Genomic DNA, 16,286 nt, shown 5'->3' on the forward strand with positions numbered 1-16,286 from the left:
ACCTTCATGTGACGTTTCGCGGCCGAGGCGCTGCGGTGCATGCGGTTCGCGGCGCGAGCATCGATGTCGCCGCCGGAGAGATCGTCGCGCTGCTGGGCGAATCCGGCTCCGGCAAGAGCGTATTGGCGATGAGTCTGCTCGGACTGCCGGTGGGCGACCCACCTGCCGCGATCACCGGACGGGCCGAGGTGTGCGGTGTCGACATGGTCTCGGCCTCGCCCGCCGAGCGACGCAGAATTCGTCGCGCCCACCTGGGGGCGGTGTTTCAGAATCCGATGACGTCGCTGAATCCGACGATGCGAATCGGCGACCAGATCCGTGAGGTCGCCGGTTCGACGGCGGCGGCGGTCCGGCTGCTCGAGCTGGCCGGCGTGCCGCAAGCCCGGCGCAGGTTGCGGTCCTACCCCCACGAGCTGTCCGCGGGATTGCGGCAACGGGTCATGATCGCGATCGCGATCGCCGCGGAGCCGGACCTGATCATCGCCGACGAGCCGACCACGGCGCTGGATGTCACGGTGCAGGCGCAGATCCTGGCGCTGCTGTCCGATCTGCGGGCCGAGCTCGGCTGCTCGGTGCTACTGATCACCCACGACGTCGGCGTCGCCGCGGAGGTCGCCGATCGGGTCGCGGTCATGTACGGGGGACGCCTGATCGAGATCGGCGCCAGGAACGACGTCATCACCGTGCCCGCACATCCCTACACGGCCGGGCTGCTGGCTTCGCGGCTCGATCTCGACCTGCCGCGCGACCACCGCATACCGGCGCTGGCCGGCTTGCCGCCGGATCCCCGCGACCCTCCCCCGGGCTGTCCGTTCGCTCCCCGTTGCTCGCTTCGCATCGACGACTGCGAGAAGTCGTCGATCGCCCTCGCACCGGCTGCCACCCACTCCGGTGACGCGGCGTGCATCCTTCCGGCCGAGGTCGACCGAACCCACGTGCACGGGCCGACAAAGGCTTTCGCGCCGTGGAACGTCCCTGCCCGTTCGCGGCCCGCCGTCCGATGTCTGGAACTCGGCAAGGGCTTCGGCAGGCGCAACGGTCCGGCCGGGCGCGAGGTCACGGTGCTGCGCAACCTCAACCTGCAGGTGGAAGCGGGCGAGGCCGTCGCGGTGGTGGGCGAGTCCGGGTCCGGAAAATCGACACTGCTGCGGATGATAGCGGGGCTGGAGAAACCCGACAGCGGTGTGATCGAGGTGTCCGGATCGTCGACACAGATGATCTTCCAGGACGTGAGCGCGTCGCTGACACCGTGGCTGACCATCGGCCGACAGGTCGGCGAACGGCTGCCGCGGACGCTCGGCCGGGCCGGTCGCCGGGCCCGGGTGGTCGCGGCGCTCGAACGGGTGGGGCTCCCGGCGGCGGTCGCCGACCTGCGTGCCGACGCCTTGTCGACGGGCCAGCGCCAACGCGTCGCGTTCGCGCGGGCGACGATCGTGGTCCCCTCGGTGTTGCTGTGCGACGAGCCGACCTCGGCGTTGGACGCGCCGCTGGCGGCGTTGACGCTCAACATGATTCAGTCGCTGCGGCGCGAGTTCGGGTTGACGGTCGTCTTCGTCACCCATGATCTGGCCGCGGCGCGTTTCATCGCCGACCGCGTCGCCGTGATGTATCGCGGCGAGATCGTCGAGATCGGCGCCGCGGACCAGGTGGCTCGGGAGCCGTCGCACCCTTACAGCAAGGCATTGGTCGCCGCGGTGCCCGCTCGCGGGAGTGCCCCGGCACAGCGACGCGACGCAGCGACGGCAGCGACGGCAGCGACGGCAGCGACGGCAGCGACGGCAGCGACGGCAGCGACGCATGGTCCGCCGTCGGCGGCCGTCACGAGCAATGGCGCGGTCAGCGGATCGGCGGGCGCGGCGGTAGCCAGGCGGCGACGCGCGAAACCGGGTGAGGTGGTCATGTTGTGCTTGCTGGCGACGCTGATCGCCGTCATGCTCGGCGCGCCGTGGCTCGTCCCCTACGACCCCGGTCTCCCGGTCGGGCGCCCGACATCACCGCCGGGAGCGGCACATTGGTTCGGCACCGACGAGGTCGGTCGCGACATCCTGAGCCGCGTTCTGATCGGCATGCGCTCCAGCTGGTGGGGCGCCCTCTGCGTGATCTGCTCCGGAATCGTCATCGGCGGCATCGTGGGGCTCGTCGCGGGCAGCCTCGGCGGGATCGTCGACCGGATTCTGATGCGTATCACCGATATCTTCATCGCCCTGCCCGCGACGTTGCTCGCCATCGCCGTCGTCACCGCGATAGGGCCGTCGTATGGGCATACGTTGTCGGCGGTGGCACTCGTCTGGTGGCCGCTGTACGCACGAGTTGTGCGGGGCGAGGTGACCCGGCTCCGATCGCTGCCACATATCGACGCCGCGCGCGTATCCGGTGCCGGTCGATTCGAACTCGCCTGGCTGCACCTGTTGCCCGGGGCGTGGCCGCCGACGATCATCGCGGCCAGTCTCGACGTCGGCGCCCTGATCCTGACGTTGTCGGGCCTTTCCTTCGTCGGGCTCGGCGCTCCCGCGCCGGCTCCCGAACTGGGCGCCATGTGCGCGCGGGGCCTGCCCTACCTGCTCGAATTCTGGTGGGTGTCGATCATGCCCGCCATCGGGCTCTTCGTGCTCGCCGTGATCGCGAACCTCGCCGGTGACAGCCTCCGCGACCGCCTGACCGATCGCTGACGGCCGCCGGGTTCGCCACTTCCTGCCACCGCAAGGGAGAAGCTTCGAATGCTCAAAGTCATCGCCCGGCGCGGCGGCGCGACCATCCTCGTGCTACTCGCGCTCGTTGCCGTGGTGTTCGTGCTCCGGCAAGTCTCGCCGGTCGAGCCGGCGCGGGCCTTCGTCGGCGACCGGGCGTCCGCCGAGGTCGTCGAGCGGGCACGGCACGACCTCGGCCTCGATCGGCCGCTGCCGGTGCAGTATGTCGACTACGTCGGGCAGGCGGCCACCGGAGACTTCGGCCAATCCGCCGTGACCCGTCGGCCGGTCAGCTCCGATATCGCCGAGTTCCTTCCCGCCACAGCGGAATTGATCGTCTGCGGATTCGTGCTGGCGGTCTTGCTCGGCTTGCTGCTCGGGGTGGCGTCAGCACTGCGGTGGCCCGGTTCGGGCGCGCTTCGGCTCCTGCTGATCGGCGGGTCATCGGTGCCGATATTCCTCGCGGCATTGCTCGGTATCCTGCTGTTCTTCAAGGAATTCGGCATTCTGCCCGCTCGCGGCCGCAGCTCCTTCAGTGACGCGCCCACCGGGCCGACCGGGTTCCTGCTCGTCGACGCACTGCTCGCCGGACGGCCACGCGTATTCATCGATGCCGTCGAACATCTGATTCTTCCCGTCGTGTGCCTGTCCCTGGTGCCCGCGATCGCCATCGGCCGGGCGCTCCGTAGCAGCCTGCAGCACACGCTGCGCTCGGACTTCGTTCGGACTGCCCGCGCGAAAGGCATGAGCGAGTGGCGCGTACTGGCCAGGCATGCGTTGCGCAATTCGGTGAACTCGACGCTGTCGATCGCGGGTATGCAGGTCGCCGCCCTGTTCGGCGCCGACATTCTGCTGGAACTGATCTTCGCGTGGCCGGGTATCGGCCTGTACACCGCACAAGCGATCAAGGTCAGCGATTACACCGCCATCGCCGGGATAACGGTGACCCTCGGCGCGATCTATGTTGTGACGAACTTCCTCGTCGACCTCGGCCAAGCCCTTGCCGATCCCCGGACCACAGGCGACCGATAGCGCGTCTCCGGCACTCGATCGGCCGCGAATTTCATGGCATCCGGGTAACATAGCTCGCAGCGAGCCCGTTGTGATCGCATACGGGAAGGGGAATCGTCCCCCATGTTCGAGCTGACAACATCCGAGTAACCATCAGCTGCCTTCCGAGGCGGACGTAGGGATCTACGTGGAGCGCCGCTGATGGATTGCGCGGAGTTGTTCGGCGCTGCAGACACAGACCGATACCTGAATGGTGACGCCTCGAGAAGCGCGTCATCGTAATAGTTTTGCCTCAGGAATCGACATCGAGATCCAGGGTGCCGATCGCGTTCCTCGGCGTGCGAATTGCGAGAACTCGGTATTACTGCCGACCACCTCCACAGACCCTCTGGTCGGATTGCCTATTCGTAGCCATCGGAATGACATCTCCGTGACAGCGGATAGCTTTTACCGAGGCTATTGACACGGTGCGAGCCGCTGGGGCAACCTTGTATATAGATCTTCCCTATCACGTGATCCAGCTCAGTCAATTCGGCCATCGCGCGGATCACCGCCCGGACGCTTGATCGGAATCTCGTAGGGGGCCGGCGTGACTGCCAACGAATCTTATACCGACCGCTCAGAGGTCGCGGTAGTAGAGAACGACCTCGACAATCTCGAGTATTCGCTCGTCGAAAGTCCCGATGATGTATTCGACGACAGTTTCGAGCCAGTAGTCTGCGACATGGCGGACCTCGACGGCGATACGGCAGCGCAACGTCGTTTCATCGATCGCCTCGGCCGGGCCATGGAGGACGTCGGGCTCGCCATCTTGATCAACCATGGCGCCGAAACGACGCTACCCGCGGCTGCTGACGCGGCATTGCAGATGTTCACGACGGTACCCCTCGAGCAGAAGATGAGGTACGTCGCGTCCGACTGCACGTTCGGCGAGCCGCTGATCATGGGGTACATCCCGATCCAGGAGAGTACGGAATCACTGCCGAATTCGGTCGAAGCGTGGGAACTCGACAAAGCGGCTTTCCGCATTCCGGGCGAAGACCCGGCAAAGGCTCTCACCTTCTGGCCGGACGAGCGTTTCGAAGTAGCGCTGCGCCCCTATTGGCAAGCTTGTGAGCGGATCGTACTTCCTCTCGTGCACGCGATGTTCCGGTATCTGGGAGTCGAGCCCACGTTGTACGACGAAGAACTTTCTCCGCCGAACAGCACGCTGCGATTCAATCATTACCCGCCGATCGATGACGCCGTGGTCGATGCCGGGCAGAAGAGCCGCGTCATCGCCCACGAGGACTACGGTCTGATCACTCTGCTGCCGGCCACCCCGGTGGAGGGACTGCAGCTCTACCACCCGCGGCACAAGACGTGGAGCTGGGTCGAGGCGCCGGCCGGGTCATTCGTCCTGAACAGCGGTGACTGGCTGAAAATGATCAGCAATGACCGATTCCATTCCTGTACGCATCGCGTCAGCGTGCCTCGCGACCCCGCCCAGTGGGCCGTGCCCCGCCTCACCATCCCGTATGTCGTCCATCCACACGAAACGTCGATGGTAGAAGTACTGCCGGGCTTCGAGCCGAGATATCAGCCGATCAATGGACGTGATTTCATGACGCGGCTGGCCGCCCGGTGGGCGGCTCGCTAATTTCTCCCCAGGTTTCGGACTGCTCGTCCGATCCACGCCGTATAGACAGTCGTCCATCGACGGCTCGGATTCGTTCTGAGGTAACAACGTGGGTTCCAGCAATTCCAAAAAAGCGCCCGGCAAGGTCGGAGTGGTGGACAAGGACCTCGATTACTCACTCGAGGAAATCCCCGAAGACGTGTTCGACGACAGTTTCGAAGCGCCGATCTGTGACGTGTCCGATCTGTCGGGAGACGCGGCCGCGCGGAAACGCTTCATCGATACGCTCGGTAGCGCCATGGCGGATACCGGGCTCGCCATCCTGACAAACCATGGCATCACCATCGAGTCGCTACAGGCCACCGATGCGTACGCGCTGGAACTGTTCACCTCTGTGCCCGCAGAACAGAAGCTCGCATTCGCGGCACGCGATTACGTGTACAGTGGGGCGTTCCGCCGTGGGTACTTCGCAGTCCAGGAGTGGACACCGACACGGCCGAACGCCGTGGAAGCCTGGGAATTCTTTCGCGATTCGTTCCGCGTGCCCGGCGAGGATTATGCCAAGGCCCTGACCTACTGGCCGGACGAGAAGTTCGAAACCGCGTTGCGGCCGTACTGGCAGGCATGCGAGCAGCTGACCCTGCCGCTCGTACGAGCGATGCTCGAATATCTGCACATCGACCCGTCGATCTACGATGAGGAACTTTCCCCGCCGTACGGTGTCCTGCGGATCAACCACTACCCGGCCTTCACGGGCGAAGCGCGTGACACCGAAAAAACGGGCCGCTTCATGACCCACGAAGACTACGGCCTGATCACGCTACTGCCGAGCAATCCCATCGAAGGGCTGCAGGTTTATCACCCCGAGCGCAGAACCTGGAGCCGAGTCACCGCACCCGCCGGATCCCTGATCCTGAACAGCGGCGACTGGCTGCAAATGGTCAGTAATGATCGTTTCCGTTCCTGTTCGCATCGTGTGTGCGCGCCCCGGAATCCCGAAGACCGGGCGGTGTCCCGGATCTCCGTCCCCTATCTCGTGCTGCCCCGGGAGACGTCGGTTCTCGAAGTCTGGCCCGGCTGCACGCCGAAATACGACCCCATCGGCGGCAAGGACTTCATGGCGAAGCTGGCCGGCAAGTACGTGGACTACGATGGCTGACCACGAAAACTCCGGGCCGAACGGATCGATAGCGATCGTAGGCATGGACTGTCGTTTCCCCGGTGCCGACGATCCGGATGGATACTGGCAGATTCTTTCCGAGGGACGACATGTCTCCTACGGTCTTCCCACGGAACGTGGCTGGGACCTTCGCAGTGTGTACAACGAGGACCCGGCCGTCGAGGGATCCACGTATATCCAGCGAGGCGGCTTCCTGCCGAACATCGGCGACTTCGATGCGAGTTTGTTCGGGATCGGGCCGCGTGAGGCCACCACGATGGATCCGCAACAACGGATGCTGCTGGAAAGTTCTTGGCTGGCACTGGAACGGGCGCGCCTGAGTCCGCGCTCGCTGAGCGAGGTCCGCTCGGGCGTCTACGTGGGGGCGACCGACAGCTATTACGGTCTGGCCGGTTCGAGAATTCCGGGGCTGGAACGGCATCTGCTGATGGGCACGATGCTGAGCGCGACCTCCGGCAGGATCGCCTATTCGCTGGGCCTCAACGGCCCCGCCATCACCGTGGATACGGCCTGCTCGTCCGCCCTGGTGGCCGTGCATCTGGCGATTCGAGCACTCCGGTCCGGCGAGTGCGATGTGACGATCGTCGGCAGTGCTACCGCGATCTCCGATCCATCGATGCTGGCACGATACTCGCGGCACCGGGTGCTGTCCGTGGACGGCTACTCCCGCGGATTCTCCGCGGACGGCAACGGATTCGCGCCGGCGGAAGGCGTCGCGTCGTTGGTCCTGATGCCGTTGGAACAGGCTCAATCCCTCGGCAAGCCCGTGCTGGCGGTGATCCGCGGCAGCGCGGTCAACGAGGACGGGGCGAGTTCCACTCTGCAGGCACCGAACGGGCGTGCCCAGCAGGCCGTGATCGCCGCCGCGCTCGGCGACGCCGGTTTGCTTCCCCAGCACATCAACGCGATCGAAGCACACGGCCCCGGCACTCCGCTCGGTGACGCGACCGAGGCCGCCACGCTGCGGACCAGCTACGCACAGCACCACCGGGCGGACGACCCCCTGTGGGTGGGTTCGGTGAAATCGAACATCGGCCACACGCTGGCCGCGGCCGGACTCGCGGGCCTGATCAAAATGGTGCTGGCGCTACAGCACGAGCGATTGCCCGCCACGCTGCACGTCGAGAACCCGATCGGGGGTGTGGACTGGTCGGCGGGGGGTATGCGGCTGCTACATCGGTCTCGTTCCTGGCCACGAACCGCAGCGCCGCGTCGCGCCGGCATCCTGTCGTACGGGATCACCGGCACCAATGCCCACGTCATCATCGAAGAGGCGCCCGAACCCGCCGCCGTCCGGCATCGGCCCGCGCCTCGGCGCGAACCCGCTGTGCGGCAGCATATTTCGATGTTGCCGCTCTACGCGGCGTCGCCGTCGGCACTCGTCGCCCAGGCTGCCACGCTGGCCGCGCACATGCGGCGCCACGGGGACCTCACCGCGGAGGATCTGAGCTGGTCGCTGGGCACCACGCGCAGCGCGCTGACGTATCGAGCGGTTGTCACCGGGGACGGGAAAGACGAATTGGTGGCCCGGCTGGACGCCTTCGCCGCGGCGGCGATACCGGACCCGGACGGTGTTGCCGTGGGGAAGGTGCGGCACGGTCCGGGTCCGGTCTTCGTCTTTCCCGGCCAGGGGTCGCAGTGGGTCGGGATGGGCGTCCGGTTGCTTTCCGACTCACCGGTTTTCGCTCGATCGATGGCACGCTGCGCCGAGGCCCTGCGGCCCTACTCGACCTTCGACATCCTGGAGGTGTTGCGCGGGGAACGGAGCGCACCGGTCGAGCGGGCCGAGGTGATCCAGCCGCTGCTGTTCGCGATGTACGTGTCGCTGGCCGAGTTGTGGCAGTGTCTCGGAATCACTCCCGCCGCCGTCATCGGGCACAGTCAAGGCGAGATCGCCGCGGCTCAGGTAGCCGGCGCCCTCACACTCGACGAGGCCGCCCGGGTGGTGGCGCTGCGCAGCGCCGCGCTGCGGGCAGTCGACCGGCGGGGCGCCATGGCGTCTGTGGTGGCGCCCGCCGAGCGCGCGCGAGAATTACTGGGCCCGTGGACCGACCGGCTCGACGTGGCGGTGGTCAACGGGCCGTCGGCCACGGTGGTCGCGGGCGATGCGGAAGCGATGCCGGAGTTTCTGCGGCACTGTGAACAACTCGGTGTCGAAAGTCGCCTGCTGCCGGTCGATTACGCGTCACACAGCGAACACATGGAGACGCTGCGCGCTCGGATACACACCGACCTCGCGGGCATCACACCGCGTGCGGCCCGGCTGCCCATCATCTCCTCGACCACCGGCGAGGTGCTCGATCCGGCCGACCTGGATGCCTCGTACTGGTTCGAGAACCTGCGCCGCACAGTTCATTTCGACAAGGCGATCCGCTGTGCGCTGACCGCGGGATACCGGCAGTTCGTCGAGGTATCGCCACACCCCGTACTGACCGGCGCCATCACCGAAATCGCCGCCGCGGTGGACATCGACGCCGGGGTCACCGGCACACTGCACCGCGACCGAGGCGGAGCGGCGGACTTTCTCGCCGCCGTGGCCGACGCACACGCGCAGGGCGCCGATGTGGATTGGGCGGCACTGTATCCCGGTGCGCGCGAGGTCGATCTGCCCACGTATTCGCTACAGCGCCAGACCTATTGGCTACCCACGACGACCGGCACCTCACGGAGGATGCGAGACGGATCATTCGATCCCGCGGACCACCCGCTGATCACCGCCACCACCGACCTCGCCGATGGCAGCGTGGTATGCCTCGGCCGGCTCGACCCCACAGAGCACGCGTGGCTGGCGGACCACAAGGTATTCGACCGGATCATCGTGCCGGCCACCGTGACGGTCGAGATTCTCGCCTGGTGCGCTTGCCGGGCGGGCGGAAACGGCGTACAGGATCTGGTCCTGACCTCTCCGCTCCCGCTGACCGATACCGCAGTCGACCTGCAGGTGATGTGCGCCCCGCCGGGCGAGGACGGCAGCCGACGGATAACCCTGCACTCCCGCGAGCACACGGACAAAGGGCCGTGGCGCTGCCATGGCGAGGCGACCACAACCATCGACGCCGCCGCCACTGAGCCCGGAGCCGGCGCAACGGGCCAGGCGTGGCCCCCGCAAGACAGTCGCCGCATCTCCGTGGACGATTGCTACCGCGCCCTGCGCGACCGGGGCTATGGCTACGGTTCGGCCTTCCAGAACCTGACGGCCGCGTGGAGCGCAGACGCCACGCTGTACGTCGAAGTCCGTCCAGCGCAACGACAGCGCGCCCGCGCCGAGGGCTTCGCCGTGCATCCGGCTCTGGTCGACTCGATCCTGCACGCTCTACTGCTGACCGGAACCGATCAGGACACCGTCCTGCCGTACGCCATCGGATCCGCGCGAATACTGCCGCGGCGGACCGACGAGCTGCGCGCCACGATCACCCCGGCCGGACCGGACCGTTACCACGTTCGGGCGACCGATCGCGACGGAAACCCCGTCGCGGACTTCCGGGATCTGCTGCTGCGTCCGGTGACCAAACACGGGTTGCGCAGCATGCTCGCGACCGCCGCCCGCCATGCGTTCCGAATCCGTTGGCAGCCGGTGGATTTGGACACGCGCAGCGCAGCGGATGGTGCACGGTGGGCGATTGTCGGCTCGCACCGCGACCTTCCCGGGGCGGATGTCCACCCCGATGCCTGTTCGTTGTCCCGCGCGCTGCGCAACGGGCGAGGCGTACCGGAGGTCGTTCTACTCGATCTTCGTTGCCCTACTCGCGTGAGCGAGTTGCCGGGCCGGATCGCCCTGCGCGAACGTCTTTCCCGTCTGCTGGCCGACGCGCGAATGCTGCTGTCCGACGACCTGCTCCGAGATTCGCTCATCGTCTGCCTCACTCGCCGCGCCTACAGCGCGAGCTTCGCCGAGGGCGCGCCGGACACGATCGGAGCGGCATGCGCGGGCATGATGCGTTCGGTCCTGAGCGAGAATCCGGGCCGGCTGCGATTGATCGATCTCGACATCGGCCCGCTCGAGCGCCGGTTGCTGATCGCCGCGATCGCCACCGACCATCCGCAGATCGCGCTGCGCGGGTCCGGCGCGTTCGTCCCGCGGCTCGCTCCGGCGTCCGACGGCCTACTCCGGCCCCCTGCCGTCGAGCAGCCCTGGCGGCTGGTACCGGGCGGGGACAAGACCTTGGCCGGTCTCATGACCGCACCGGCGCCCGACCTCACCGTGCCGCTCGAGCCGGGCCAGGTGCGCATCCGCGTGCTCGCCACCGGAGTGAACTTCCGTGATCCGCTCGTCGCGCTGGGCATGCTCGACGAAGCCGCGCTCGGTTTCGAGGTGGTCGGGACGGTGGTGGAGGTCGGCGCGCGGGTCACCGACGTAGCGCTCGGCACACGGGTCGCCGCGGTCGTGCTCCACGCCGGCGCGCGGCCTGGAGGCTATGGACCCGTCGTGGTCATCGACCGGCGTGCCCTGTTCACCGTGCCCGCGCACTGGAGCCACGCCCAGGCGGCGGGCGTGCCCATCGTCTTCCTCACGGCCTACCACGCGCTCGTCGAGCTCGCCGAGGTCCAACCGGGCACGCGGGTGCTGATCCACTCGGCGGCGGGAGGCGTGGGCATGGCCGCCGTCCAGATCGCCACCATGCTCGGAGCGGAGATCTACGCCACCGCAAGCCTTTCCAAGCAGGGGATCGTCGAGGCGATGGGGATCGCGCGCGAATGCATCGCCGACTCCCGCACCCTCGACTTCGAGCAGCGGTTCACCGATGTCACCGACGGCACCGGCGTCGATGTCGTCCTCGGCAGCCTGGCAGGTGAGGCGGTGGATGCTTCGCTGCGGCTGCTCCGGCCCGGCGGGATCTACCTCGAGATGGGCCGGACCGACCTCAGAGATCCTGCTACCGCCACCGCCGGATATCCCGAAGTCAGCTACGAGAGCGTCAATATCGCGGAACTTCCGATGTCCCGGGTCGAGATCATCCTCGACCATCTGTGGTGCATGTTCGCCGACGGTCTGCTGAGCCCGCTGCCCGTGCAAACCTGGAGCATCGGTCATGCGCGGGACGTACTGCGACACCTCAGTCAGGGGCACAGCACAGGCAAATTCGTGCTGACCCAGCCCGCCGCGCTCGATCCCGAAGAGACCGTTCTGATCACCGGCGGCACGGGCAGTCTGGGTCGGCTGCTCGCGCGTCATCTCGTCACCGCGCACGATTGCCGCCATCTCGTCCTGCTCGGTCGTCAGGGCGATCGGTCGCCCGAGGGCCGGAAACTGGCAGACGAACTTCGTGAAACGGGCGCGGAGATCACCTTGGCGGCCTGCGATGTTTCCGACCGCGCCGAGCTGTCGTCGGTGATCCGGAGTATCCCGTCGCGCCATCCACTCGGCGCCGTCGTTCATGCCGCGGGAATTTTGGACGACTGTCTGTTCACCGACCTGACTCCCGATCGGCTCCAGGCGGTGTTGTCGCCCAAGGCATTCGGCGCTCGACATCTTCATGAGCTCACGGCGGAGATGAACCTGCGCGCATTCGTGATGTTCTCATCGATCGCCAATGTGGTCGGCACGGCCGGGCAGGCGTCCTACGCGGCGGCGAACGCCTTCCTCGATGCGCTGGCCCACCACCGGCACAGCATCGGTCTGCCCGCGACATCCATCGCGTGGGGATTGTGGCGACAATCCAGTGCCCTCACCTCACACCTCGACGACACCGATCGGGCGCGACTGGCCCGGCACGGTATCGCTCCGCTCGACACCGCCGACGCTCTGGCCATCTTCGACATGGCCCTGGAGCTGGACGAGCCGCTGCTCGCCGCCACGGCGCCGGCGCCCGCCGACCCCGCCACACCGTTCGCCGCGGTGCTGGGCGAACTGCCGCGGCAACGCACGCCCGCACCGGCCGGCAACGGGTCCGGTCCCGGCCCGCAAGACCTCCCGCGACCGGAACTGCGGGGGCTGTCACCCAGCGAGCGCGTCAAAGCGCTGACCGCCTTGATTCGCACTCATGCCGCTCTCGTGCTGGGGCACCGAGATCCCGACGCCCTCGCGACGGACCGGACGTTCCGAGATGCCGGGTTCGACTCGCTGTCCAATGTGGAGCTGCGCACCCGCCTCAGCAGCGCGACCGGCGTCCGGCTCACGGTCGCGGGCATTCTCGATCACCCCACGCCGACTCGACTCGCCGTCTACATCAACGAGGTTCTCGACCATGCCAACAGGTGAAAACATTTCCTACGCCGCTACCCGAACCGTCGGCGGAAACGACATCGAGGTTCGACATCTCCGGCTGTCCGACCTGGACCGAGTCGTGGAGATGGAACGCGCCAAATGGGACCGCGAACAGGCCGCCACCGCGGAGGAACTCTTCGAGCGAATAGATCAGCTACCCGAACTCGCCGCCGGGGCGTTCGCGCAGGGCGAGGACAGGCTACTCGCGTCCATGTTCGCTCGACCTGTCACGCTGGAAACCATTCGCGAGGCGGAAAGCTGGCGGGCGTGTGCCTACGCCCCGCTGCCCCCACGCGGGAGCACCGATTGCCTGTTCGGCGTGAGTTTGACCAGCACCAGCGCGCGAGCGGCCGAAGCTCTCTTCCGCACCTTCCTGCCGCAACTGGCCGAATCGGGTTACCGGAATCTGTACGGCGGGTCGACCGTCCCGGGTCTGCGCGAATGGATCAAGGCCCATCCGGACGGGTCGCCCACGACATATGTGCACGCGACGAACGATGACGGCACTCCCCTGGACCGGCAACTGCGCTACTACTATCTGAACGGCTTCACGACGATCGTCTCGGTCAAGCCCAATTACTTTCCCCACCCGCAGTCCCTGGACTACGGGGCCGTTATTCACCGGCGCCTGTGATCGAGCTGTGGGTGACCGCACACGAGGCCGGATCGAAGGGGAGCAAGAATGGGGCAGCTACCAGCCGCGACGGCGCCATTGCGCGAATATATCGCCAGACGCGAGCCGGGCTTTTTCCCGAAGCTCGCCGCGGGCTGGCCGGCCGTGCGGCGCTGGGATTTCGACTTCCTGGGAAAACTGCGGCCGGAGTTGCCCATCGAGTTGGTTCGAGGGGATCGCGAGAGCGCCGCGACACATTTCACCCGGTCGACGCTGGGCGCGTACATGCAGCACCTCGCGCAGGGCGATTCCGGCGAAGTGCCCTTGTATCTCAAAGAATTCAACCTCCTGCGCAGATTCCCACACCTCGACGCCGACATATCCCCGCGAAAGCGGCTCTTCCCGCGTCGGGTGGTCGCCCCGCCTCCGGGCGTCTGGGTGGGTCCCGCGGGGGCGCGCACCGGCGCGCACTACGACCTGCTCGGAAATATCGCCATACTGATCCGCGGCGAAAAACGGTTCCGCATAGCGCCTCCCGGTTTCGTCGAAGGGGCCGGTGCGCTATCAGCGAAATACGATCCGTGGGCGCGCCTGTCGGCCGTCCCGCTTTCGGATATAGCCGCCGCATCGAATTACGCAGAAAGCCTGTACGAAGTCGATCTGGCGGCCGGCGACGCATTGTACGTGCCCGATCACTGGTGGCACGAAGTGCACAATCGCTCGGCCAGCATCCTGTTGAGCGGCTTCTTCGGCACCTACCGACACGTCACGCTGTGCGCGATCCGGGTGGCAGCACGCCAGCTTTCGCATCTCGCGCATCTCGACCGCGCAACCGCGTGTACCTGCCATGAATCCACCGGCTGAGGAGCACTGATGAAAGAGTTCGTTCTCGATGACTTGAGTCGACTGTATCGGGCGTGCGAGGGAGCCGATCTGGAGCTCACCGAGAAAACACTCGATGAGCCCTTCGAGGACCTCGGGCTGGACTCGCTGGGCACGATCGAATTGGCCGAACGCATCCAGCGCGAATGGCATGTCCCGATACCGACGCTGTTACCGAACGAGACCGTGGAGATCCTCCGGACGCCGCGCCTCGCGCTCGAGTACGTCAACAAGCTCCTGGCCGCACCGAACGGGAAGCAATAGCTGCGGAAGGAGCGCGCGGGTGACCAGACCAGTCGACGACTTGATCGAGACGCTCTACCGCGGTTTGAGTGGCGACGTCGCCCTGCTGGACGACGTCATGGCGCCCGAATGGGGTGACGCATCCTCCGGGCCCGCGTCCGGACGTGCGGGGATCGAACGTCTCGTTGCCGCCGTCAATCACGCCTTCTCCCAATTCACGATCGTCGTGCAGACGGTCGTCGACGGACGTGGCGAGGACGGCAACGGGATGGTCGCGGTCCGCGGGGAGATGCGCGGTGTACACGAAGGCGAGTGGCTCGGCGTACCCGCGACCGGAAAGGCCGTCCGGATCCGGATCCATGAATTCCACGAGATCTCCGACGGGCTCGTGATCCGGTCCTGGGGCCTCGAAGACTGGTTCGGCTGGCTGCGCCAGGTCGGGGCCGTCGGCAGCGACGGCCCCGGGGTCTATGAAGGGAAACCCGGCATCTCATGACAGAGCTCACCCGCGAGATACCGACCGCGCCGGGCGCCAGGCCCGTGGTCGGCCATCTGCTGCCATTCCTCAAGCAGCCCTTCGCCTTTCTGGCTCGGCTGCCCGAACACGGCGACGTCGTGCGAATCCGGCTCGGCCCGAAGACCGCGGTCGTCGTGTGCGATCCCGTGCTGACCCGCGAGGTCCTGGTCGACGACCGGACCTTCGACAAGGGCGGTCTGTTCCTGGAACGTGAACGCGAGTGGCTGGGCGAAAGCGTCGCCACCTGTACGCACAGCAAACATCGGCACAAGCGACGCCTGGCCCAGCCCGCTTTTCGTTCCCAACGTGTCGCGGGCTACGCGCACACCATGACTACTCGGATATCCGAGGTCGTGGACGGCTGGCAAGCCGATCAAGTCCTCGACGTATGCCCCGAGATGTTCACCATCACCTCCAGGGTCTTCGGCGCCACCATGTTCTCCAGCACCCTCCCCGCCGGGGTACTGAACCAGGTGATCAGCGATCTCACCGCCACCTTCGACGGCACTTTCCAACGCACCCTGCTGCCCGACGCGGTCACCCGCCTGCCGATACCCGGCACGCGGCGGTACAACCAGGCCAATCGGCGGTTACGGAACACGATGAACAGCATCATCGCCGATCGCCGCGCGAGCGGCGTCGACAACGGGGATCTGCTCTCGGCGCTCCTGTCGGTCCACGACCGGGAGAGCGGCCTCGACGGCGCAACCGACGACGACGTCACCGATGCCGTCGTGACCTTCTTCGTCGCGGGCACGGAGACCACGTCCTCCGCGCTGGCGTGGGTGCTGTATTTGCTTGCGCGCCATCCCGATATCGAGGCGCGGTTGCATGCCGAGCTCGACAGCGTGCTGTCGGGACGGGAGCCCGATTACGGCGACATCGAGCGACTGGAACTGGCGAGCCGGATCGCCACCGAAGCCCTGCGCCTCTACCCTCCGGCGTGGTTCTTCACCCGCACGGTCACCGCCGCGGCCGGGCTCGGGCCCTATGATCTGCCGGCCGGCAGCACCGTCGCCCTGAGCCCGTACCTCATCCACCGTCGAGCCGACCTCTACGACGATCCCGACCGTTTCGACCCCGACCGGTGGCTGCCGGACCGCGCGACGCCACCTCTCGGAGCCCTGCTGCCCTTCGGTGGCGGAGCCAGGAAATGCATCGGCGAAGCCTTCGGGATGACCGAGGTCGTTCTGGCATTGGCGATCATCGCGAGTCGCTGGCAGGTGCGGACCATCCCCGGTACGCATATCCGTCCCCCACTGTCCGTCTCCTTGGTCCCGGGAAAACTGCGTCTGCGCCTGCTCGACCGCCGGGCCGGTCGGTGACCGCG

At 66.8% G+C, this 16,286-nt stretch carries 10 protein-coding genes; all 10 read left to right on the forward strand.

The genetic code is table 11. The features are described from left to right. Window positions 1-35: 35 nt before the first annotated feature. On the forward strand, window positions 36-2,669 hold the full coding sequence (locus NWFMUON74_RS28120) for an oligopeptide/dipeptide ABC transporter ATP-binding protein (protein WP_232110640.1): 2,634 nt from the start codon (window positions 36-38) through the stop codon (window positions 2,667-2,669). Between the two features lie 48 nt (window positions 2,670-2,717). Then, window positions 2,718-3,719, forward strand: a complete 1,002-nt coding sequence (locus tag NWFMUON74_RS28125) for an ABC transporter permease (protein WP_187684764.1) — start codon at window positions 2,718-2,720, stop codon at window positions 3,717-3,719. Between the two features lie 568 nt (window positions 3,720-4,287). After that, entirely contained in the window at window positions 4,288-5,337 is a 1,050-nt protein-coding gene (locus tag NWFMUON74_RS28130; RefSeq protein WP_187684765.1) for an isopenicillin N synthase family oxygenase, read from the forward strand. Between the two features lie 88 nt (window positions 5,338-5,425). Continuing rightward, the gene (locus tag NWFMUON74_RS28135) at window positions 5,426-6,475 is read left to right on the forward strand and encodes an isopenicillin N synthase family oxygenase (protein WP_187684766.1); all 1,050 of its coding nucleotides are present in this window, start codon (window positions 5,426-5,428) and stop codon (window positions 6,473-6,475) included. Continuing rightward, window positions 6,468-12,695: a type I polyketide synthase gene (locus tag NWFMUON74_RS28140; RefSeq protein WP_269475296.1), complete on the forward strand. Its 6,228-nt coding sequence runs from the start codon at window positions 6,468-6,470 to the stop codon at window positions 12,693-12,695. The genes NWFMUON74_RS28135 and NWFMUON74_RS28140 overlap by 8 nt, the downstream gene beginning before the upstream one ends. Beyond that, window positions 12,682-13,335 (forward strand): hypothetical protein, encoded by a 654-nt coding sequence (locus NWFMUON74_RS28145; RefSeq protein ID WP_187684768.1) that lies wholly within the window; start codon window positions 12,682-12,684, stop codon window positions 13,333-13,335. Before NWFMUON74_RS28140 ends, NWFMUON74_RS28145 begins: the two co-directional genes overlap by 14 nt. Before the next feature lie 48 nt (window positions 13,336-13,383). Further along, complete coding sequence (locus NWFMUON74_RS28150) at window positions 13,384-14,178, forward strand: cupin-like domain-containing protein (protein ID WP_187684769.1); 795 nt, start codon at window positions 13,384-13,386, stop codon at window positions 14,176-14,178. Between the two features lie 9 nt (window positions 14,179-14,187). Next, complete coding sequence (locus tag NWFMUON74_RS28155) at window positions 14,188-14,460, forward strand: acyl carrier protein (RefSeq protein ID WP_187684770.1); 273 nt, start codon at window positions 14,188-14,190, stop codon at window positions 14,458-14,460. A gap of 19 nt (window positions 14,461-14,479) precedes the next feature. After that, on the forward strand, window positions 14,480-14,935 hold the full coding sequence (locus NWFMUON74_RS28160; protein ID WP_232110641.1) for an ester cyclase: 456 nt from the start codon (window positions 14,480-14,482) through the stop codon (window positions 14,933-14,935). Then, window positions 14,932-16,281, forward strand: coding sequence for a cytochrome P450 (locus tag NWFMUON74_RS28165; protein ID WP_187684772.1), 1,350 nt, complete (start codon window positions 14,932-14,934; stop codon window positions 16,279-16,281). The genes NWFMUON74_RS28160 and NWFMUON74_RS28165 overlap by 4 nt, the downstream gene beginning before the upstream one ends. Window positions 16,282-16,286: the final 5 nt, after the last annotated feature.

The sequence above is a fragment of the Nocardia wallacei genome, assembly GCF_014466955.1.
In the GTDB taxonomy this organism is placed as follows: Bacteria; Actinomycetota; Actinomycetes; order Mycobacteriales; family Mycobacteriaceae; genus Nocardia; species Nocardia wallacei.

Excerpts from the sequence above, each read along its gene's own strand:
- NWFMUON74_RS28125 (WP_187684764.1), top strand. The coding sequence starts at position 2,718 with ATGCTCAAAGTCATCGCCCGGCGCGGCGGCGCGACCATCCTCGTGCTA.
- NWFMUON74_RS28140 (WP_269475296.1), top strand. The coding sequence starts at position 6,468 with ATGGCTGACCACGAAAACTCCGGGCCGAACGGATCGATAGCGATCGTA.
- NWFMUON74_RS28145 (WP_187684768.1), top strand. The coding sequence starts at position 12,682 with ATGCCAACAGGTGAAAACATTTCCTACGCCGCTACCCGAACCGTCGGC.
- NWFMUON74_RS28150 (WP_187684769.1), top strand. The coding sequence starts at position 13,384 with ATGGGGCAGCTACCAGCCGCGACGGCGCCATTGCGCGAATATATCGCC.
- NWFMUON74_RS28155 (WP_187684770.1), top strand. The coding sequence starts at position 14,188 with ATGAAAGAGTTCGTTCTCGATGACTTGAGTCGACTGTATCGGGCGTGC.
- NWFMUON74_RS28165 (WP_187684772.1), top strand. The coding sequence starts at position 14,932 with ATGACAGAGCTCACCCGCGAGATACCGACCGCGCCGGGCGCCAGGCCC.